General features: G+C 65.6%; 19 protein-coding genes. 9 read left to right on the top strand and 10 right to left on the bottom strand.

Annotation, left to right across the window (positions count from 1 at the left end):
* Positions 1-913: 913 nt before the first annotated feature.
* Entirely contained in the window at positions 914-2,590 is a 1,677-nt protein-coding gene (locus ACNKU3_RS03135; RefSeq protein ID WP_418257949.1) for an FAD-dependent oxidoreductase, read from the bottom strand.
* Between the two features lie 229 nt (positions 2,591-2,819).
* Here ACNKU3_RS03135 and ACNKU3_RS03130 point away from each other — a divergent pair, with 229 nt between their 5' ends.
* A complete protein-coding gene (locus ACNKU3_RS03130; protein WP_418257948.1) occupies positions 2,820-3,299 on the top strand; it encodes a hypothetical protein in 480 nt (159 codons plus the stop codon).
* On the opposite strand, the gene ACNKU3_RS03125 is transcribed toward ACNKU3_RS03130, so the two are convergent.
* Positions 3,292-3,804 carry a nuclear transport factor 2 family protein gene (locus ACNKU3_RS03125; RefSeq protein ID WP_418257947.1) on the bottom strand — a complete coding sequence of 171 codons (513 nt, stop codon included), beginning with the start codon at positions 3,802-3,804 and terminating at the stop codon, positions 3,292-3,294. The genes ACNKU3_RS03130 and ACNKU3_RS03125 overlap by 8 nt on opposite strands.
* Positions 3,805-3,825: 21 nt before the next feature.
* Entirely contained in the window at positions 3,826-4,494 is a 669-nt protein-coding gene (locus tag ACNKU3_RS03120) for a TetR/AcrR family transcriptional regulator (RefSeq protein WP_418257946.1), read from the bottom strand.
* A 181-nt stretch (positions 4,495-4,675) separates the two neighbouring features.
* Between ACNKU3_RS03120 and ACNKU3_RS03115 the strand changes: the two genes are divergently transcribed.
* On the top strand, positions 4,676-6,124 hold the full coding sequence (locus ACNKU3_RS03115; protein WP_418257945.1) for a hypothetical protein: 1,449 nt from the start codon (positions 4,676-4,678) through the stop codon (positions 6,122-6,124).
* 19 nt (positions 6,125-6,143) lie between these two features.
* Positions 6,144-7,619, top strand: coding sequence for an acyl-CoA reductase (locus ACNKU3_RS03110; protein WP_418257944.1), 1,476 nt, complete (start codon positions 6,144-6,146; stop codon positions 7,617-7,619).
* A 310-nt stretch (positions 7,620-7,929) separates the two neighbouring features.
* Here ACNKU3_RS03110 and smrA read toward each other — a convergent pair whose 3' ends face one another.
* Positions 7,930-8,544 carry a DNA endonuclease SmrA gene (gene smrA / locus ACNKU3_RS03105; protein ID WP_418257943.1) on the bottom strand — a complete coding sequence of 205 codons (615 nt, stop codon included), beginning with the start codon at positions 8,542-8,544 and terminating at the stop codon, positions 7,930-7,932.
* A gap of 40 nt (positions 8,545-8,584) precedes the next feature.
* Here smrA and ACNKU3_RS03100 point away from each other — a divergent pair, with 40 nt between their 5' ends.
* Positions 8,585-8,803, top strand: a complete 219-nt coding sequence (locus ACNKU3_RS03100) for a cysteine-rich CWC family protein (RefSeq protein WP_418257942.1) — start codon at positions 8,585-8,587, stop codon at positions 8,801-8,803.
* 1 nt (position 8,804) lies between these two features.
* The gene (gene cysZ / locus ACNKU3_RS03095; RefSeq protein ID WP_418257941.1) at positions 8,805-9,554 is read left to right on the top strand and encodes a sulfate transporter CysZ; all 750 of its coding nucleotides are present in this window, start codon (positions 8,805-8,807) and stop codon (positions 9,552-9,554) included.
* On the opposite strand, the gene rhlB is transcribed toward cysZ, so the two are convergent.
* On the bottom strand, positions 9,540-10,940 hold the full coding sequence (gene rhlB, locus ACNKU3_RS03090; protein ID WP_418257940.1) for an ATP-dependent RNA helicase RhlB: 1,401 nt from the start codon (positions 10,938-10,940) through the stop codon (positions 9,540-9,542). The genes cysZ and rhlB overlap by 15 nt on opposite strands.
* 284 nt (positions 10,941-11,224) lie before the next feature.
* On the bottom strand, positions 11,225-11,815 hold the full coding sequence (locus ACNKU3_RS03085; RefSeq protein ID WP_418257939.1) for a DoxX family protein: 591 nt from the start codon (positions 11,813-11,815) through the stop codon (positions 11,225-11,227).
* 101 nt (positions 11,816-11,916) lie between these two features.
* On the opposite strand from ACNKU3_RS03085, the gene ACNKU3_RS03080 reads away from it, so the two are divergent.
* Entirely contained in the window at positions 11,917-13,332 is a 1,416-nt protein-coding gene (locus ACNKU3_RS03080; RefSeq protein ID WP_418257938.1) for an MATE family efflux transporter, read from the top strand.
* Here ACNKU3_RS03080 and ACNKU3_RS03075 read toward each other — a convergent pair.
* Genes ACNKU3_RS03075 through hemA form a run of 4 tightly spaced genes read right to left on the bottom strand, consistent with a single transcriptional unit; the run spans position 13,286 to position 17,328 of the window.
* Positions 13,286-14,041, bottom strand: a complete 756-nt coding sequence (locus ACNKU3_RS03075) for a HesA/MoeB/ThiF family protein (protein WP_418257937.1) — start codon at positions 14,039-14,041, stop codon at positions 13,286-13,288. The two genes, ACNKU3_RS03080 and ACNKU3_RS03075, sit on opposite strands and share 47 nt — an antisense overlap.
* Positions 14,031-14,861: a peptide chain release factor N(5)-glutamine methyltransferase gene (prmC, locus tag ACNKU3_RS03070; RefSeq protein ID WP_418257936.1), complete on the bottom strand. Its 831-nt coding sequence runs from the start codon at positions 14,859-14,861 to the stop codon at positions 14,031-14,033. Before prmC ends, ACNKU3_RS03075 begins: the two co-directional genes overlap by 11 nt.
* Positions 14,861-15,958: a peptide chain release factor 1 gene (prfA, locus tag ACNKU3_RS03065; RefSeq protein WP_418257935.1), complete on the bottom strand. Its 1,098-nt coding sequence runs from the start codon at positions 15,956-15,958 to the stop codon at positions 14,861-14,863. The genes prmC and prfA overlap by 1 nt, the downstream gene beginning before the upstream one ends.
* Positions 15,955-17,328, bottom strand: a complete 1,374-nt coding sequence (gene hemA / locus ACNKU3_RS03060; protein WP_418257934.1) for a glutamyl-tRNA reductase — start codon at positions 17,326-17,328, stop codon at positions 15,955-15,957. Before hemA ends, prfA begins: the two co-directional genes overlap by 4 nt.
* A 195-nt stretch (positions 17,329-17,523) precedes the next feature.
* Here hemA and ACNKU3_RS03055 point away from each other — a divergent pair, with 195 nt between their 5' ends.
* Genes ACNKU3_RS03055 through ispE form a run of 3 tightly spaced genes read left to right on the top strand, consistent with a single transcriptional unit; the run spans position 17,524 to position 20,725 of the window.
* Positions 17,524-19,284 carry a tetratricopeptide repeat protein gene (locus ACNKU3_RS03055; RefSeq protein ID WP_418257933.1) on the top strand — a complete coding sequence of 587 codons (1,761 nt, stop codon included), beginning with the start codon at positions 17,524-17,526 and terminating at the stop codon, positions 19,282-19,284.
* Positions 19,281-19,889, top strand: a complete 609-nt coding sequence (gene lolB, locus ACNKU3_RS03050) for a lipoprotein insertase outer membrane protein LolB (RefSeq protein WP_418257932.1) — start codon at positions 19,281-19,283, stop codon at positions 19,887-19,889. The genes ACNKU3_RS03055 and lolB overlap by 4 nt, the downstream gene beginning before the upstream one ends.
* On the top strand, positions 19,886-20,725 hold the full coding sequence (gene ispE, locus ACNKU3_RS03045) for a 4-(cytidine 5'-diphospho)-2-C-methyl-D-erythritol kinase (RefSeq protein WP_418257931.1): 840 nt from the start codon (positions 19,886-19,888) through the stop codon (positions 20,723-20,725). Before lolB ends, ispE begins: the two co-directional genes overlap by 4 nt.

Genomic DNA, 20,725 nt, shown 5'->3' with positions numbered 1-20,725 from the left:
CGTGGGGCGGCCTGGCGTGGGGCGGCCTGGCGTGGGGCGGCCTGGCGTGGGGCGGCCTGGCGTGGGGCGGCCTGGCGTGGGGCGGCCTGGCGTAGGGCGGCCTGGCGGCCGCTGCGTGGCCTGCGGGCGGGAAGGCTCTTTTACTCCATTGCGGGCGCTTGCGGCGCGTTGGCCTGTTGGAGCCCGGAATTGCCGCGTGGCTGCCGGGTTTTGAATGAGCTTGGAGATTACATGCTACTGAAGTCCACGGAAGCCGGTGTCGTGGGCTGGCGCATCGCGATGGTGAGGTGGTTCCGCTTGGGGATCGAGCTCGCACCGACGCCCTCCAAGTCCGTAAAAGTGCCTTCCCACCCACTGGCAACGCGGGAGTGAATTCAAGCTTTCGCGCACTGCCGATCACCTGTCTTTGACGTCTTGCGTCTGCCCGCTGACTCCTGACTCCTGACTCCTGACTCCTGACTCCTGACTCCTGACTCCTGACTCCTGACTCCTGACTCCACGCCATACCAGACCCGGTGTTCAGCGCAGGGCGAAGTTCGCCTGTCGTCGTTTGGCACCCGCATTGGCGTCGGGTGGTGCATGTCTTTTGCGGACTTGGAGGGCGTCGGTGCGAACTCGATCCCCAAGCGGAACCGCCACCGCAACGCGATGCGCCAACCCACCACACCGGCTACCGTGCAGCCAGGTAGCATGTAATCTCAAACCTCATTCAAAACCCGGCAGCCACGCAGCAATTCCGGGCACCCACAGGCCAACGCGCCGCAAGCGCCCGCAATGGAGCAAAAGACATGCACCGCCCGGCGCCAATGCCGCGGCCGCAAGGCCGCAAGGCCGCAAGGCAACCACGCCGCCCCCCGAAGGAGCAAATGACATCCAGAACCCGCCGGCATCCCCATTCAGGGACAAAGCCGAATCAGGCGCCAAACTCCCCCGTCGCGTGCCTCGCCGCTACGTAGCCAAAGGTAAACGCCGGTCCGATACTGCAACCGGCACCGGGGTACACACCGCCGTTCATCGAGGCCGCACAGATGCCCACCGCGTAGAGTCCGGGAATCACGCTGCCGTCCTCCTTCAGCACACGGGCGTACTCGTCGGTCACGACGCCGCCATAGGTGCCGACGTCACCGGGATTCACCGGTACAGCGTAGAACGGGCCTTCCTCGATGCGGCCGAGGGTGCCGTTGGGTTGGTGGGCGGGATCGCCGAGCCAGCGGTCGTAGGCGCGGGCGCCGCGGCCGAAATCCTCGTCGCGGCCGGCGTCGACGAACCCGTTAAAGCGCTGCACTGTCGCGGCCAGGGCCTCGGGCGCAATGCCGAGTCTCTCTGCCAGCGCCTCGATGCTGTCCGCCTGCTTGAGGAAGTCCTCGTCGTACCAGCTCTGCGGCTTTTTGCTGCCGGGCATGGTGCCGGCGATCATGTAGTTCTGCAGGACCCTGCTGTCAAAGACGGCCCAGCTGGGGACCGCAGGCACGTCCTTGTGGCGCTCCAACATGCCCTTGCAATAGGCCATATAGGAGCCGCCCTCGTTCATGTAGCGCTGGCCGCCCTGGTCGACGAGGATGGCGTGGGGCGCGGCGGTGAGGCGCTGGGCGGGGCTTTTCACCTCGTCGTTTTCCCAGCCGGGCTGGAAAGTGCTCTGGAAGCCGACCATCTCGCCCATGTTGGCGGTGGCCGCGCCGTGGCGCGCCATGGTCTCGATCATCTCCCCGGTGTTGCCGACGGAGGCATTGCTCCAGGCGACTTCGGTATTGGGAATGTAGTGCTCGCGCATGGTCGCATTGTGGGAGAAACCGCCGGCGTTCATGAGAACGCCGAGGGTGGCGCCGATACGCCAGGGCTGGCCCTCGCGGTTGACGATCACGCCCTTGACGGCGCCGTCTTCGAATACCAGCTCGCTGACAGGTGTCTCGGTGCGGATTTCGACCCCGGCGCGCAGTGATGCCTGCAGCATGCGCCCCTGCAGCGCGGCGCCCGCGGTGACCAGGCGTTTGCCGGTAAGCCTGGCGAGTATCGTGCGCAAGGCGACGCGCAACATGATTTTGCGCGCCTGCCAGGACGTGCGGTAATAGCCCAGCAGCATCATCTCGTCCATGTAGGCTGGAAGTTCGGTGAAACCGGGAAACAGTTTGTCGGCCCATTCGCCCAGTTCGCGAAGATCGAATACTTCCGCCCGCACGGTACGGCCCTGCTCTGAACCGCCGGGCGCTTCATCGTAATAGTCGGGCCAGTACTTCGCCCGATCGAGCCTGATACCCTGGCTGATCAGGAACTCCAGCATGCGCGGCGCCTCGGCGACGTACATCTGCCGCCGCTCCGGCGTGGCTGCCGGGGAATCCGGCTGGTCGGCGGTGGTCGCCTCGAGATAGGCCAGGGCCTGCCCGGGGCTGTCGGGCACGCCGTCGCGGGCCATGAAACGGTTGTTGGGAATCCACATGACACCGCCGGAACGCCCGGTGGTACCGCCGACGATAGGCAGTTTTTCGAGAATCAGGACTCGCTTGCCGAGGGAGCGCAGGTACAGCGCCGCGGACATGGACCCGCCGCCGCTGCCCACCACCACAAAATCGAAGGTTTCATCGAATGCTGTCACCGGCTCTCCTTATTGTTTGATCGCGCCCACCTGAGCGAGCCATGGTACACCAGACCTCGCACGCGCCACAGCTTGGAAAAAACGCTGAAAAAAACGCGCCCATCGGCGTTCCCCCGCTGTACGGGGCGATTGCATGCGAGCGCGCTCCGGCCGGGCCTGCCTGGTGTATGATGGCAACCAGAATAGACGCCGCACCACGAAACCCATAATTACGGAGTGGTAATCAAGCATGTTTTTCAACGGGCAATTCCAGAACGGTTACGTCACCGGCAACCTCGAACGGGCTGTGGAGATCATGGGCGCACGCTGCGCCATCGAGCACTTTGACTTCGACGACGTCGCGATTCCGGTGCGCACGCCCAGCGGCGCGGGCGTGGCGGAATTTCGCGTCGCCCTCGCCTGGACCGGCCACCACCACCTCGAACTGATCCAGCCGGGGGACGGGCTGGTGGACCTGTACCGGGATTACCTCCCGAGCGGGGCGACCCTGCGCTTTCATCACTTCGGCATGCGCTGTGCCGACCTCGCGCCGGTGCGGCTGGCTGCCGCGGAAAAACACTGGCCTGTCGCCCTCGAAGGCAGCGTGCCCGGCATCGACTTTCTCTACCTCGATGCGCGGGCCGACCTCGGCCACTACCTGGAATACATCTGCGCCAGCCCCGAGGGCTGGGCGGGATTGCGCTGGCCCGCCGGCCTCGAAATCAGCTGAGCAGCGCGCGCACGGTTTCCACCCGGCCCGCCGCGGCCTCGGCGGCGGGGGAAAACAACTCGGGGATACCGGTCTCCGGCCCGGTTGCCAGCACCTGGGGATTACCATTGACCCAGATGGAGCGGCAGATACGCCGGGCGATCAGCCAGTTTTGGCCGTCCCGGACCAGGGTATCGTCATACCAGCCGCCGGACTCGAACATGTTGCCGCCCTCGCCGACATCGCGGATAAAGCGGCCGAGTACGTAACTGAAGCAGTGCGCGCGGTCGCCCTCGATGGTTACGGTATGGTTGGTGGTGATGTGCTGGGTCGCGGTAAACGGCGCGTGAATCGCCGCGAAGGCCTCGCGCAGCGGCTCCAGGCCGCTCCACACGGCGCCACCGCCGAAATCGATACTGATGTCCGGGGTGAACACCTGGTCGAATAGTGCCCACTGCAGGGTATCCACCGCGGTGGCGTAGAGATTGGTGGTGTGCACCACGCCCATGCGATCGTTATTGTGCATTCTCGAAACTCCTGTTGATCGTTATTGTTGGTTTTTTTCCGGGAAACTGGCGAAACCGAAGGCCGCGAGTTTAGCCAGTTGCTCGGCCTGCTCCTCCAGCGGCGTAACATCGTCGGAGAATGTGCGGTGCATGGCAACCGCGAAAAACATGCCGAAGGCCGCCAACGAGAAGAAATCCGGCGGGATGTCCTCGCGGACAACGCTGCTCATCGCTTCACCGCGCTGCTGGAACAGGGGCGCGAGATGCTCGCGGTACAGTTCGCGGCCCTGCTTCGGGTCGGCGAACAGGGCCGAGGCCAGCAGCGGGTAGATCGCCTCCATGTTCTCCAGGTGCCGGCGGCAGGACGCCTCGGTAAGCGACAGCAGTTCCTCGGGCGTCGTCGCCTCGCGGTAACTGCCGGCGCGCTCGTGCATGCCGCGCATGACTTCCAGCAGTGGCTCGATCACCGCTTCGGCGAACAGCGCCTCCTTGGATTCGAAGTGCCCGTAGATCGTTGCCTGGTTGACCCCGGCTGCCCGGGCCAGGTCGCGGGTGCGCGCGCCCTGCAGCGAGGTCTGGCTGAACACTTCCCGCGCGGCGTCGAGAATTTGCCGGCGCCGCTCCTCCGCGGGCAGATAGGCCCTGCGCGGGCGCGGTTCGGCGCTGGTGTCAGCGGGTTTAGGCGCTTTCTTGTCGGTTTTTATATCCATGTTTTCTCCTCTTTCCCTGATTTACCACTCCATATGAGCAAAGGCTAGTGCCCGCTCTCGCACACCATCCAAATAAAACTAACCACTTGGTTGAATCTATCATGAGAGTTGTCTAAGCTCAATTCCCCGGGGCCAGACCATCACAATAATCGCCCCGCACGCCTTCAGGAGGAGTCATCGCATGACTGCAAGCAATTCCCTCGCCACCGGTGCGGATATCGAACGCCAGGCCGACCAGTGGATGAACGACCCCTACGGATATTTCCGCAACTCCACCACCCTCATTCACTCCACCCCGCGGGAGGAATTCGAGGCCGTGCAACTGGCCGCGATCAACCAGCGGCTGGCGCAGCGGCGGGAGCAGATCCCGGTGCTGGCGAAGCTCGCCGACGCCCAGGGTATCGACCGGGTGGAAAACCTCAACGACGCCGCCGCCCTGCTTTTCGAGCACAACGTCTACAAGTCCTACCCGGTTACCCTGCTGGCGAAACAGCGTTTCGACCAGTTGACGAAGTGGCTGGACAAACTGACGCCCTACGACCTGAGCACAGTGGATGTCAGCGACTGTACGTCTATCGACGGCTGGCTCACCCGCCTGCGCGACTCGACGCCACTGGATGCGGCCACTTCTTCCGGCACCAGCGGCACCCTGTCGGTCTTCCCCAAGACCAAGCGCGACTACGGGCTGTCCGCGCGCGCATTGCGGGTACAACTAGTGCAGGATTTCGGCTCCGAGCCCGGCGCGGACAACCTGCAGGAGAAACTGCACGTCATGACGCCGATGTACCGCGACGGGCACAGTTCCGCCGGCGGCTTCGCCAAGTACCTCGGCGTGGAGTTCTGCCAGGGCGATGAAAGTTACCTGCACACCGCCTTTTCCCACAAGATCAGCAGCGACCTCATGTGGCTCGCAGGCCGCCTGCGCCAGGCCCAGGCCCGCGGCGACATGTCGCGGCTCGACGTGCCCGAGAACCTGCTCGCCCGGCGCGCCGAGCTGGAAGCCATGCAGCGCGATGCGCCGGCCCGCCAGGCCGCGTTCATCCAGGAAATGGTGGAACAGCTAAAGGGCCAGAAGGTCTTCGCCATGGGTACCACCCCGATGTTCTACCAGATCGCCAGGGCGGGCCTGGAGTCCGGCGTCAGCCACGTGTTCTCCCCGGATTCCATGGTGATGGGCGGCGGTGGCGCCAAGGGCATGGTACTCCCGGATAACGTCAACGAGGTGATCCTCGAGTTCTTCGGCGCCAGCAAGATGTGCGCAAGCTACGGCATGACCGAGCTGAACACCTTCTTCGTCTCCTGCGAGCACAACCGCTACCACTTCACCCCCTGGGTAGTTCCCTTTGTCCTCGACCGCGACAGCGGCAAGCCGCTGCCGCGCAGCGGTGTACAGACCGGACGCGCCGCCTTCTTCGACATGACCCACGACGGCACATGGGGCGGCATCGTCACCGGCGACAAGTTCACCGTGAACTTCGATACGCCCTGCCCCTGCGGCCGCAGCAGCCACTATATCGAAGGCGCGGTGTCGCGTTTCTCCGACGAGGGCGGCGACGACAAGATCACCTGTGCCTCGACCCCGGACGCCCAGGCGGAAGCACTGGATTTCCTGGTTTCACTCGATATCTGAGCACGCGGAGACACACGGCATGGGCAACACATTCATTTCCCCCGCGATCATTCGCGGCGAAGTCATCGAAAGCAACCTGCTGGAATTCGGCGGGCGCGGCGGCGACATCAGTTTCCTCGCGCCGGACCCGGCGCAGTTGATCGACCGCCTGCCGCTGGCCAGTCCCGGGCAGATGCAGGACCTCTACGAACTGAGCTTCGAGGACATCCTCGACTTCCTGCAGGAACTCGGCGGCCAGCTGGCCTTCGACAAAAATCCCTGGATCCAGCAGGCTTTCGAGCAGAGCCTGCAGACCGCGCCGACCACCGAGCCGATCATGCGCGGCTTCTACACGCACATGCCGGCGATGTTCGACAAGGAGCGCATCCGCCGCTGGTGCAACATGAGCATCCCCATCGAGTATCTCGAGGGCTGGGTGGAAAAACAGGTGGAACAGACCCAGGTGGCAATTCGCGCCTACGGCTCGCGCGCGCTGCACATCATCGCCGGCAACGGCCCGGTGCTGGGCGCCCTGACCCTGATCCGCGGCGCTATAACGCGCAGCGACACCATCATCAAGGTGCCCTCCAACGACCCTTTCACCACCGCGGCCATCGCCCGCACCATGTGCGACTTCGCGCCGGACCACCCGATCACGAAGCACCTGGCGGTGGCCTACTGGCGCGGCGGCGACGAGGCCCTGGAGAAGAAACTCTACCAGCCCCACAATATCGAGAAGATCGTCGCCTGGGGCGGTTTCGCCTCGGTAAAACACGTGACGAAATACATCCAGCCGGGACTGGAGCTGATTTCCCTGGACCCGAAAAACAGTGCCAGCATCGTCGGCGCGGACGCGCTCTCCTCCCCCGCCCTGCGCAGCGAAACCGCCAGCCGTATCGCCGCGGATGTCGGCGCGGTCAACCAGACCGCCTGCTCCAGCTGCCGGGTGGTCTACGTGATGTGCGGCACCGACGACGCCGGCATCGCTGCGCTGAAGCAGCTCGGCGAGGACGTCTACGCAGCACTGCTGGAACTGCCCGAGGATTTCAGCACCACGCCCAAGGCCTACGACCCCGAGCTGAAGTCCCACGTGGACGGCCTGCGCCTGATGGACGACTGGTACGACATCATCGGCGGGGAGCGCGGTGAAGGCGCGGTGATTGTCTCGCACATGCCGGAGGCGGTGGATTTTCGCGACTACCTCGCGGACCGCACGGTGAACCTGGTGCCGGTCGACACTCTCGACGAGGTGCTCGGCGCGGTCGATGCCTACACCCAGACGGTGGGCGTCTTCCCGGACTCGCTGATGGAACAGGTGCGCCACAAGGCGGCGCTCTATGGCGGGCAACGCTTTGTCTCGCTGGGTTACGCCTTCAACGGGCCGGGACTGGTGGGTCCGCAGGACGGCATCGAGCCGCTGCGGCGCATGTGCAAGTGGATTGTCACCGAGCAGCCGCTGCCGAGCCTGAAGCCGGTGTGGGAGCGCAAGGCGGGGGAGACTTCGCTGGTGGCCTGAGGGCAGAACCGTATACCTGATTCAGGTTTTCCGATCCCAGGGCTGTTAGCTCCGCCCACCGAGCGTGAAACGGCACCTGCCTGCTGGAACACGTCAAAAAGCGCACATCCATGTGCAGACTCGGGTGGCGACGTCCCTGTCGCCACACGGTTCCAGCAGGCAGGTGCCGTTTCACGCTCTGGCCGTGGCACAGGGATCGGGGATCGGGGATCAACTTTTCCTGGTGACAGGAGGCAGAAGGAAAAAGGAAAAAAATGGGGAAAAGGGGTCAGAGTCATGACTCTGACCCCTTTTCCCCATTTTTTTCCTTTCATTTACCATCGTAGGGAATCCGTCCCTTGGCGAACTTCTCCCGCGTCAATTGCTTTTTCTCCTCACTCTTGCGCAGCAGAATGTAAACGGCCCCGGTGCCGCCGTGCTGGGGCTGTGCGCTGTGGAAGGCCTGCACGGGGTCGAGTTCGGGCAGCCACTGGTTGACGCAGGCTTTCAGGATGGAGCTGCGCTCGCGGTCGGCCCGGCTCTCGCCCTTGCCGTGAATGATCATCACGCTGCGCAGGCCGAAGCGGAAGCATTCGGCGATGAAGTCGTAAAGTTCCTTGCGGGCCACCGCGACGGTCATGCGGTGCAGGTCGAGGCGGGCCTCGGCGGGGTAGCGGCCCTGGCGCAGCTTGCGGTAGACGCCGTTCTGCACGCCGGGGCGCTTGTAGTCGAGGACGTACCAGGGGTCGAGGGGTTCGATCTCCCGGACCTCGTCACTCAGCGGATTGCCGTCCCTGCCCTGCTCGCGCTGGGCGGCCTCGCGGCGCTCGTCCAGGGAGCCGTCGCGGTCCCGCTGGTGGTTTGATCGCCGCACCCGGGCCTCGCGTTTCAGCGGCGCGACATCGGACATCGCGTCCAGAAACAGCTTTTCTTCCTCGTCGTTCACGGGTGCACATCCTCCAACCTGCGCTATTATACGCATTGCTATGAGTGACTTGCAGAAAAACAGTTCCCGCCCCTCCGCAGAACGCTGCCCGCTGTGCGCGGCGGCAAACCGCTGCGCGATCGCGGCGGGTGAGCCGGCGGAATCCTGCTGGTGTTTTTCCAGCCCGGTGAGCCGCGAAGCCCTCGGCCGGCTGCCCGGCGAGGAGCGCATGGCACGCTGTATCTGCCCGGACTGCGCCGGGGTTACCGAGGGCCTGTGATTTGAAAGGTAATGTCATCGGCGGTGTGGGCTACCTCATCGAGGGCGCCAAACTGCTCAACCACCCCTCGCTGCGCCTGTTTGTCCTGGTTCCCCTGGCGGTCAACATCGTTATTTTCGCCACCCTGATCTACTTCACCGTGGGCTATGTGACCGAACTGCTGGACCGCTGGCTGGCGGCAATACCCGACTGGCTGAATTTTATCCGGTGGATTTTGTGGCCCCTGATCAGCGTCACCCTGAGCCTCGCCACGGGCTACCTTTTCACTGCGGTGGCGCTGGTGATCGCCTCGCCTTTCAACGGCCTGCTGGCAGAGAAAGCCGAGGAACTGGAGACCGGGCGCGAAGTGCCGGCCCTGGAGGGCCTCGGCGCCGCGCTGCTGATGGTGCCGCGGGGTATCGTGCGGGAACTGCTGAAACTGCTCTACTACCTGCCGATGGCGATCTTCGTATTGCTGGTGAGCTTTATCCCGGTGCTCAACGCGGTGGCGCCCCTGCTCTGGTTCCTGCTCGGGGCGTGGATGATGTCGATCCAGTTTGTCGACTACCCGATGGACAACCACCAGTTGGGTTTCGGCGAGGTGAAGGAGGCGGTGCGCAGCCGGCGCCTGTCGAGCCTCGGCTTCGGCGGCGCGGTGGCGCTGTGCACCGGCATCCCGGTGGTGAACTTCTTCGTGGTGCCGGCCGCGGTGGTCGGCGCCACGTTACTCTGGAGCCGGGAACTGGCCCCGGTGCGCTCAGCCGTCAGATAACAGCGCTGCCGGCGGGTGGGTGCAGGTCAGTGGCGCGCCCAGCAGGGCCTCCAGGTCCGGCAGCAGGAAGGCGTCGTCCTCGCTGGCAAAGCTGATCGAGGTGCCGCTGGCGCCGGCACGGCCGGTGCGCCCGATGCGGTGTACGTAGTCTTCCGGGTCTTCCGGGAGGTTGTAGTTCACCACGTGGCTGACGCCGTCGACGTGAATACCGCGGCCCGCCACATCGGTGGCCACCAGCACCCGGATCTCCCCGCTCTTGAACTGCTCCAGCGTGCGCGTGCGCTTGGCCTGGGGTATTTCCCCGGAGAGAATGCCGCAGGTAATACCCGCCTTGCGCAGCCGCTCGTGCAGGCGCCGCACCTGGTCGCGGCGGTTGGCGAACACGATCACACTGCTGACTTCCTCCTGGCGCAGGAGGTTGGTAAGCACCTTGAAGCGATCCTGCGAGCTGACCATGTAGACCTTCTGGTCGACGGTATCCGTGGCCACGTGTTCCGGTTCGATTTCCACGGTGACCGGTTCGTAGGTCCACTGGGCCGAGAGGTTGATGATGTCCTGGGTAAAGGTCGCCGAGAACAGCAGGGTCTGGCGGTCTTCCTTGCGCGGCACCGCGCGCACGATACGCTTCACCTGGGGGATAAAGCCCATGTCCAGCATGCGGTCGGCCTCGTCCAGCACCAGCACTTCCACGTGGTCGAGGAACAGGTCGCGGCGCCCCATGAAGTCGAGCAGCCGGCCCGGGGTAGCCACCACCAGGTCGACGATGTCGTTCTGCAGGCGGTTGAGCTGCTTCTGGTAATCCATGCCGCCGATCAGTGTGGCGACCTTGAGCCCCGTGTACTTGCCGAGATCCTTGGCGTCGGCGGCGATCTGCATCACCAGTTCCCGGGTCGGTGCGATCACCAGTGCCCGCGGCTCGCCGACAAAGCGCTCGCCCTCCACCGGGTGGCAGAGCAGGTCATTGAAAATGGTAATCAGGAAAGCCGCCGTCTTGCCGGTACCGGTCTGCGCCTTGCCGATGGCGTCGTTGCCCTGCAGGGTGTGGGGCAGTACTGCGCCCTGGATCGGCGAGCAGTACTTGAAGCCGATATCGGCGATACCGCGCATCAACTCGTCGCGCAGGCCAAGATCGTGAAACCGGGTCTTGCCCTCCTCCGGCTCGACCGCGAACTGCTCGATGCTCCAGGGCGTGCTCTCCACGGGAGATTTCCGCTTGCGGGTACGGCGCTTGCCGCCACTGCCAGCGTTCTGGGATTTGGTTGCCGGTGCGGCTTCGGCGCGCTGTAGCTGGGGCGCGCTCTTTTCCTTGCGGGGTGCCGGGGTCGGCGCGGTCTCGGGGGCCGGACTGGATTTGCCAGTCAGGCGCCCGACGAGGCTCTTGATCAAAATGGAATCCTGTGACTGCTCGAAAAACGCGCTAGTGTAGCCGTAAAGTGGCCGATTGTCGCCCTGTATAGAACGGTGGTTGTGAGTCCACCGGGATTCATCCCGTGGTCACTTTTCCGAGCGTGAAACGGGGCCTGCCTGCTGGAACACGCCAAAGAGCGCACATCCCTGTGCAGGCTCGGGTGGCGACGTCCTGTCGCCACACGGTTCCAGCAGGCAGGCCCCGCTTCACACTCTACCTGTGAAGCGGGATTCAGGCTCAGTGATTACGTTCGGCGTCGGCCTCAGCGGCCGCTGGGGAACAAGCGCGACAGGTAATAGTCGAGGCTGACATAGCGGCCACCGCCGGTGAAAAACAAGGCGAACAGCATGATCAGGTAGGTCACGGCGAACTCGATGCCGTTGTTGAGGATGACGAAGTTGCCCTTCTCGGTCAGCCAGCTGTAGTTGCCGTTCTCCCTGAGAATGTCTTTGGCGGCACCCAGGCGCACCGCCACTTCCTGGGCACTGGAATCGGCGATTGCCGCCCAGCCGTTGCCCCAGTGGACCGCGAAGACCGCCACCAGCATGGTCACCATGAGCGGGAGGCAGACCCAGCGGGTGGCGAAGCCCACCAGCAACAGCAGGGCACCGATGGCCTCGGAATAGGCGGCGAGGTGGGCCAACAGCGAGGGCGCGGGCAGGCCCAGCCCCCACTCGCTGTTACCGAACCATTCGATGGTGTTCTCCATTCCGGCAATTTTCCGGGTACCCGCCATCCAGAACACCGGGACGAGGTACAATCGCATCGCCAGCGCCGGCAGGCCATCCACGTGACGCAAGCGCGAAAACAGCGCATTTTGTATGGTGTAATAGCAGCGGGCGATCGTCTCCATCTTTCGCTTTCCTGAAGGCAAGTTTTTCCTGTGACACTAGATTCGCTTAAAAGGTTTCCGCGGAGCAAGGTTTGTACCGCTCCGGTGCGGAAAAAATCCCCGTGCTGACGTCCTGGCAGGCTTACCGCGGCGAGGCGCGGGCCCTGTTCGCCATCGCCTGGCCGACGGCCATCGCCCAGCTGGCGCAGGTCGGCACCGGCGTGGTGGACACCATCATGGCCGGCCGCTATGGCGCCGAGGAGCTCGCCGCAGTCGCCATCGGCTACAACATCTGGCTGCCGCTGTTCCTGTTCGGGCTCGGCCTGATGATGGCGACCTCGGTGACCGTGGCCCAGGCTTTCGGCGCCAGGCGGGTGCAGGAAATTCGCGACAGCCTGCCACAGGCAGTGTGGCTGGCGTTGCTGCTGGGCGCGGTCATCGGCCCGGCCTGTTACCTGGCCGGCCCCCTGCTCGACGCCCTGAGCCTCGAGGGCAGCACCCGCGACAAGAGCCTGGACTACCTGCAGGCGGTCGCCTGGGGACTTCCGGCCACCGCGATTTTCCAGGCCCTGCGCTGCCACAACCAGGGCCTCGGGCTGATGAAGCCTTACATGGTGGCCAGTATCATCGGCTTCATCGCCAACATCCCCCTCAACTACGCCTTCATGTTCGGTCGCTGGGGGGCGCCGGAGCTCGGCGCCGCGGGCTGTGGCGTCGCCACCGCGGTGTGCATGTGGCTCGGCCTCGTGCTGCTGGGGGCATACAGTGCAACCGTGCCGGCGATCCGTAAATACCTGCCGCCGCTGCGCCCGGTTGCACCGAACTGGCCCCTGCTCGGGGGCATCGCCCGGCTGGGACTGCCCATCGGCCTGTCCTTTTTCCTCGAAATCGGGGTGTTTTCCACCATGGGCCTGATGATCGCCACCCTGGGCAATAACGCGATGGCAGCGCACCAGGTAGCCATCAACCTCTGGGACACCATGTACATGCCCATGGCCGCGGTGGGTTCCGCCATGGCGACGCGGGTCGGCCATGCCATTGGCAGCGGCAGCGGGGCCGCTGTCCAGGTGGCGGTGCGCACGGGGATGTCCCTGGTCGTCCTGGTCGCGCTCAGCGCTACCCTGCTGTTGCTGTCACTGCCGGGGCCGCTGGTCAGCCTCTACACCGCCGATGCGGGCATCCACGCGATCGCGGAAAAACTGATCCGGCTCGCCGCCCTGTTCATCATCATCGATTCGCTGCAGATCGGCGGCTCCTTCTGCCTGCGCGCCTTCCGCGACACGCGCTTCCCCTTCGTGGTGACCTGCCTGTCCTACTGGTGCCTGTCCCTGCCGCTGGCCTGGTGGCTGGGGATCAAGGCGCAACTGCCTCCCGCGGAGGGCACCGCGGCGATCTGGGGTGCGCTGATCGCCGGAATCTGTGTCGCCATGATGCTGGTGATGTGGCGCCTGCGGGCGACCCTGCGCCGCCCGCTGCCCGCCGCTGACGCCGTCAGTGAAGAAGATGAGCGCAGTCCGGACACCCGGGACGCGGCGTGATAGCGAGGCGCTGGAACTGCATGTCGCGCAGGTCCACCAGCAAAAGGTGGCCGCGCAGGGTGCGGCCGTAACCGCTGAGGACTTTCAGGGCTTCCATGGCCTGCAGGGTCCCGAGCACCCCGACCACCGGCGCCAGCACCCCGCTTTCGCTACAACTCAGGGCGGTCTCATCCCCTTCCACGGGATAGACACAGCGGTAGCAGGGGCCGCCCCGGTGGGGGTCAAATAAAGCGAGCTGCCCCTCCGCGCGCACCGCCGCCGCCGAAACCAGGGGCACCCCGGCGGCAATACAGGCGCGGTTGAGGTCGAAGCGCGCCGGGTAGTTATCGGTGGCATCGAGCACCAGGTCGACAGATGCGACCGCCGCCGCCATCGCCGCCGCGTCGAGATGCTGCGGAATCACGCGGGTGGTCACGGCGGGGTTGATTGCCCCGATACTCCCGGCGACCGAGAGCGCCTTGTTGCGCCCGATGTCGGCGTCGCCGTGGGCGATCTGCCGCTGCAGGTTGGACAGTTCGACGCTGTCGCCGTCGGCAAGGTGCAGTTCACCCACCCCCGCCGCGGCGAGGTAGAGTGCCGCGGGACAACCGAGGCCACCCATGCCGACAATCAGCACCCGGCTGCGCTGCAGCGCTTCCTGCCCGGCGATGTCGAACTCCGGCAGCAGCAACTGCCGGTTGTAGCGCAGCAGTTCCTCGTCACTGAGCACGCCGGCATCCCCCGCTGATGCGCGGGTTCCCCGCGAGGTCCACGCGGGTCGCAATGCGCTCGAAACCCGCGGCGACCAGCGCTTCGCGCACGGCGTCCGCCTGCTCGAAGCCATGCTCCAGCAACAGCCAGCCGGCGCCGTTCAGGAAATCCGGCGCTGCCCGCACGATCGCATGCAGGTCGGCGAGCCCGGAGTCGTCGGCCACCAGGGCGGAGCGCGGTTCAAATCGCACATCACCCTCGGCGAGGTGGGGGTCGTCACCGGCAATGTAGGGCGGGTTGGCAACTATCAGGTCGAAGCTGCCCCGCACGGCGGCAAACCAGTCGGAACAGGAAAACTGTACCTGGGGAAGATCGCAGCGCTGCGCGTTGTGACGGGCCAGCGCCACCGCCTCCGGGCTGACATCCACGCCCTGCACCTGCCAGTGCGGGCGCTCGCTGGCCAGGGCCAGGGCGATCGCGCCGGTGCCGGTGCCGAGGTCCAGCACCGCCGCAGCGCCCGGAAGCGGCAGCTCCAGCGCCCACTCCACCAGGGTCTCGGTATCGGGACGCGGAATGAGGGTAGTCGGCGCGACCGCCAGGGGCAGCGACCAGAACTCGCGCTGGCCGGTGAGGTAGGCCACCGGCTCGCCGGCGCGGCGGCGCCTGAACAGTTCCCGGAATTGCGCCAGCGCATCTGCATCGAGCCGGGCCTCGGGCCAGGCGTACAACCAGGCGCGGCTCTTGCCGAGGCAGTGGCAGAGCAGGATTTCCACGTCCCGCCGCGGGCTGTCGCCGGGCAGGTCGCTGGCGCTGCGCAGCAGCTCCTGCACCGTGCTCATCAGTGCCCGCCCGAGCCTTCCGCCAGCGCCGCCAGCTGGTCGGCCTGGTATTCCTGCCGCAGGGGGCCGACCACGGCGCCGAGGTCACCTTCCATCACTTCGAGCAACTTGTACAGGGTGAGGTTGATGCGGTGGTCGGTGAGGCGTCCCTGGGGAAAATTGTAGGTGCGGATACGGTCGGAGCGATCACCGGTACCGACCAGGTCGCGGCGCAGGGAAGCCTGCTCCGCGGCCTGCTTGTCCTGGGCGCTGGACAGCAACTTGGACTGCAGCAGCGACATCGCCCGGGCGCGGTTCTTGTGCTGCGAGCGCTCGTCCTGGCACTCCACCACAATACCGCTGGGAATGTGGGTGATGCGCACAGCGGAGTCGGTCTTGTTGACGTGCTGGCCGCCGGCGCCCGAGGAACGGTAGGTATCGATGCGCAGGTCAGCCTTGTTGATCTCCACCGCGTCGACTTCTTCGGCCTCGGGCATGACCGCCACGGTACAGGCGGAAGTGTGGATGCGGCCCTGGGATTCGGTTTCCGGCACCCGCTGCACCCGGTGCGCGCCGGATTCGAATTTCAGGTGGGCGTAGACATCGCGGCCTTCCATCCGGGTGATGATTTCCTTGTAGCCGCCGTGTTCACCGGGACGCTCTGACAGCACTTCCACTTTCCAGCCCATCTGTTCGGCGTAGCGGGAATACATGCGGAACAGGTCGCCGGAGAAAATCGCCGCCTCGTCGCCGCCGGTGCCGGCGCGGATTTCGAGAAACACGTTGTGGGAGTCGTTGGGATCGCGGGGCAGCAACAGGGTTTGCAGCTCGGTCTCCAGTTCCGCCAGGCGCTCGCCCCCGCTATCGAGTTCCTCCTGGGCCATTTCCCGCAGCTCCGGGTCCGACTCTTCCAGCATCTGCCGGGCGGCCTCCAGGTCCTGCTGCACGCGGCGGTAGTCCGCGTAGCACTTCACCACGTCCTCCAGTTCAGAGTACTCCCGGGACAGATCGCGGAACTTCTCCTGGTTGGCGATGGTTTCGCTGTCGCCGAGCAGGGCCGATACCTCCTCGTGCCGGTCAGTCAACGTTTCCAGCTTGGACAGGAGAGAAGCTTTCATTGCAGTGTGTGTCTCGAGTGATCGGTATCGTCGGTGGAAATGTCCAGTGGATCGGCGTCGCCCTCACAGGCGCCACGGGCGTCCCGGGCAGCGCTGTCGCCGTCCTCGGCCATACCCAGCAGGCGCCGGGCCTGGACCAGGTGTTCGCGCTGGCCGCCGGCGCAGATGTCCTTCAGCCCGGTGGTGGGTGCGTGGATCAGCTTGTTGGTCAGGGCGCGGGCCAGCTGGGAGACGACCCGTTCCGGGTCCTGGCCGCGGGCGAGGTTGCGCAGGGCCTTTTCCAGCTCCTCCTCGCGGGTGCGATCCGCCATACCGCGGAACTCCTTGACCAGGTCGACGGCGCCGAGACGGCGCAGGTCCTCGCGGTACTCCGCGATGCCCAGGGCAATGATCTGGTCAGCCTTGCGCGCCTCGTTGCGGCGGCTGCGCATGTTTTCGTCGACGATCTCGCGGAGGTCGTCGACGCTGTATAGATAGACGTCGCGCAGTTCGTTCACCTGCGGCTCGATATCCCGGGGCACGGCGATATCGACCATCAGCATCGGGCGGTGCTTGCGCGCCTTGATCGCCTGTTCCACCGCGCCCTTGCCGAGAATCGGCAGCTGGCTGGCGGTGGAGGTGATTACGATGTCCGCCTTCGGCAGCTGTTCGGGAATCTCCGCCAGCAGCACCGCCTCGGCGCCGAACTGATCCGCCAGTTCCCGCGCCCGGCCGAGGGTGCGGTTGGCGATAACGATGCTCGCCACCCCGGCGTCCACCAGGTGGCGGGCGACCAGTTCGATGGTCTCGCCGGCGCCTACCAGCAGGGCGCGGCACTCATTCAGGTTGGAGAAAATGTGTCCGGCGAGGTCCACCGCTGCGTAGGCCACGGACACCGGGTTCTCGCCGATCGCGGTATCGGTGCGCACCCGCTTGGCGATTGCGAACACCCGCTGGAACAGCCTGCCGAGCTCCGCGCCCGCGGCGCCCGATTCCGCGGCCACGGCAAAGGCCGACTTCAGCTGGCCGAAAATCTGCGGCTCGCCCAGCACCATGGAATCCAGGCCGCTGGCGACCTGCACGATGTGCCGCAGCGCCTGCTCGCCCTCGTAGTGGTAGGCACAGCGGCGCATGTCCTCGCTGGGCAGGTGATGGTAGCCGGACATCCACTCGATCAGCTGTACTGCCTTCTCCGCGAGCACCGCGCCGGCCGGCGCCAGGGCATAGATCTCCGTGCGGTTGCAGGTGGAGAGGATCACCACTTCATCGACGCCGGCGCTGCCGCAACAGTCCGCCATGGCCTCGCTGACCTGTTCCGGGGCGAACGCCACTTTCTCGCGCACCTCGACGGCGGCGGAATTGTGGTTGATGCCCAGGGCGATCAGGTTCATGGAAAAGCGGGCCTCCTCGGTCCGGCGGCTGTCAAAACCGGCGCACATTATCATATTGGGTGAAAATCATCTGAAATTTTAACAAGTTGGCGGGCAAATATCTTGCCTGATAAGACCCGGCTGGCAATTGGGTTTAGGCCGCCCCTTGTGTCATGATTGGCACTCACAGTTGCATTGGCACCTCGCCCCTGGTCTATGTTCCGCCTGATCGTCCTACTGCCGGCTCTCGCCCTGCTCGCCGCCTGCGCGGCCACCCCGGAGCAGCCCGCTGCCGAATCCCCGGCACAGGTTGAGGCCGCGCCGCCCGCGCCTGAACCGGAGCCGCTGGAGCGCCCCTTCCCGGAAGCCAGCGTCTATCCGCTGCTGGTGGCCGAATTCGCCCTGCGCCGCGGCGATTACGACACCGCGATGAACAACTACATCGAACAGGCCCGGGTCCTCGACGACGCCGGTGTCGCGCGCCACACCACCCACCTCGCCCAGTTCCTCGACAACGACGAGCTGACCCTGGAGGCGGTCCAGTTGTGGCTGCGCAAACAGCCGGAGGAGCTGGAGGCCAACAATACCGCCGCCACCCTGCTCTCCCGCCAGGGTCGGCCGCTGGAGGCGATTCCCCACCTGTCGGTGGTAGCGCGCTCCGCGCACCAGGCCAACTTCCCGATGCTGCTGCAGAGCTATGCCAGCCTCTCCCCCGAGGACCAGCAACAACTGGTCACCGCGCTGGACGCACTCTCCGGCGAATTCCCGGACGACCCTGCCCTGCTGCTGACCCAGGCGCTGGTACACGCGGAAAACCACGAGTACGCCGTCGCCCAGGCCAAACTCGACGCCCTGTTCGCCATCGAACCGGCGCAGCCACAGGCCCTGCAACTGGAAGCGCGCATGCAACTGCAGCAGGGTGCCGAGCATCCCTTTGCCCGCATCGAGCAGGTACTGGAAAAAGACCCGGGCAACAGCCGGCTGCGGCTGGAATACGCGCGCCTGCTTACCGCCACCGATACCGCGGCGGCCCGCAGGCAGTTTGAAATTCTCTCGGCGCAATCCCCGGATGACGCCGACCTGCTGCTGTCGCTGGCGCTGCTCAACCGGGAAACCGGTGACGACCTGGTCGCCCGCGCCTACCTGATGCAGGTGCTGGACACCGGGGACCGCACCAACGAAGCCCATTTCTACCTCGGCCTGATTGCGGAAAAGGCCGGCGACGAACAGGCAGCCCTGGAGCATTACCGCAGTATCGATGACAGTCGCCAGTACCTGCCCGCCAACCAGCGCATCGGGGAGTTGCTGCTGGAACAGGGCGATGTGCAGGGACTGCGCGAATGGTTCGCGCAGCAGCGCGCGGCACAGCCGCAATGGGCCGAGCAACTGTACGGCATCGAGGCCGAAGTCCTGCGCGGCAAGGGCGCCACTACCGCCGCAATGCAAATCCTCAACGAGGGTCTCGCCACCTACCCGGATTCCGAGTCCCTGCGCTACGCGCGTTCCATGCTCAACCAGCAGCAGGCCGACCTCGCCAGCATGGAGGCCGACCTGCGCGACATCATCGCGCAAAACCCGGACAACGCCACCGCCCTCAACGCGCTGGGCTACACCCTCGCCGACCAGACCGACCGGCTCGACGAGGCGGAGGCGCTGATCTCGCGCGCCCTGGAGCTGCAGCCGGGCGAACCGGCCATTCTCGACAGCATGGGCTGGCTGCTCTACCGCAAGGGCGACCTGCCCGGGGCCCTGCGCTACCTGACCCGCGCCTACGCCAGCTTCCCCGACCCGGAGGTCGCCGCGCACCTCGGCGAAGTGCTGTGGGCCAGCGGCGAACAGGACAAGGCCAGACAGGTCTGGCAGGGCGGCCTGCTCGCCGACCCGCAGCACCAGGTGCTGCGCGCCACCTTGCAGCGCCTGGGCGTCGAACTCGACCTGCCGCCGCCGCTGCCACCGAGCTCCTCCGCCGCCCAATGATTCGCCCCCTGTTGCAGTGGCCGCTATTGGCCGGCCTGGTCCTGCTGAGTGCCTGCAGCATGACGCGCGGCCCCGAAGTATCCGCCGCCATGGACGTGCAGCGGCAGGCCCACCTGCTCGCCCTGGCGCAGTGGCAGGCCCAGGGCAAGATCGCCCTGCGCAGTGCGGAACATTCGGAATCCGGCAACCTCGACTGGCGCCAGGACGGCGCTCACACCCACCTGCAACTGAGCGGACCGATGGGCCTGAGCGCAACTACCGTCGACAGCGACGGCCGCTACCTCAGTGTTCGCCAGGGCGACGAGGTCCAGCGCTGGTCGCTGGAGGATTCCGCGCTCGATGCACACAACCCCTGGCAATTGCCGCTGGCCTCGCTGCACTACTGGCTCAAGGGGATACCCGCCCCGGACGCGCCGGTGGACGCACTGCAATCGGACCCGCTGACCCGCCTGCCGGCGCAGCTGCAACAGCAGGGCTGGACCGTCGACTACCAGGACTACGGGCAGTTTGGCGGACTGTGGCTGCCCACCCGCCTGCAGCTCCAGCGCGCTGATACCCGGGCGCGGATTATCCTGCGGCAATGGGCATTCCCGGCAACGCCATGAGCTCACTGACCCTCAGCGCACCGGCCAAACTGAACCTGTTCCTGCACATTACCGGGCGGCGGGAAGACGGCTACCACGAATTGCAGACCCTGTTCCGGCTGCTGGACTGGGGTGACACCCTCACCTTCAGCGCCAATCACAGCGGTGCCATACGCCTGGCCGGCGCGCCGGCGGATATTCCGTACGCGGACAACCTGGTGGTGCGCGCCGCCCGGCTCCTGCAGCGGGACCAGCTGGGCGTGGATATCGCGCTGGAAAAACGCATACCCGCCGGCGGCGGGCTCGGCGGCGGCAGTTCCGATGCCGCCACTACCCTGCTGGCCCTCAACCAGCTGTGGCAGCTGGGCCTTCCCAACACCGAGCTGCAGGCGCTGGGCCGCCAGCTGGGCGCCGACGTCCCGGTTTTCGTGGCCGGGCACACGGCCTGGGCGGAGGGAATCGGCGAGAAACTCAGCGCCGTGGAGCTGCCCGAAGCCTGGTATCTGGTGCTGGTGCCACAGTGCCATGTAGCGACCGCAGAAATTTTTTCCCATCGGCAATTGACACGCGACTCAAGGGCCATCAAAATGGCGACCTTTTTCGAGGGGCACTCCCGGAACGACTGCCAGAACCTGGTGCGAAAACTCTACCCCGAGGTAGATAAAGCACTGAATTGGCTTGGAAATTTCGGGGATGCACGACTGACCGGCACGGGCGCCTGCGTATTCTGCAGCTTCCCGGATGAGCAATCAGCACGGTCCGTCCTGCAGCGTGCACCGGCAGACCTCAGCGGCTTTGTCGCCCGGGGCCTGAACCGGTCACCAGCGCTGCAGCAACTGTCCTCACGCAAAGATTGA

The sequence above is a fragment of the Haliea sp. E17 genome (assembly GCF_048323675.1).
Classification (GTDB): Bacteria; Pseudomonadota; Gammaproteobacteria; order Pseudomonadales; family Halieaceae; genus Mangrovimicrobium.
The sequence above is the reverse complement of the archived record's forward strand: the minus strand, read 5'-3'. Positions and strand labels throughout refer to the sequence as shown.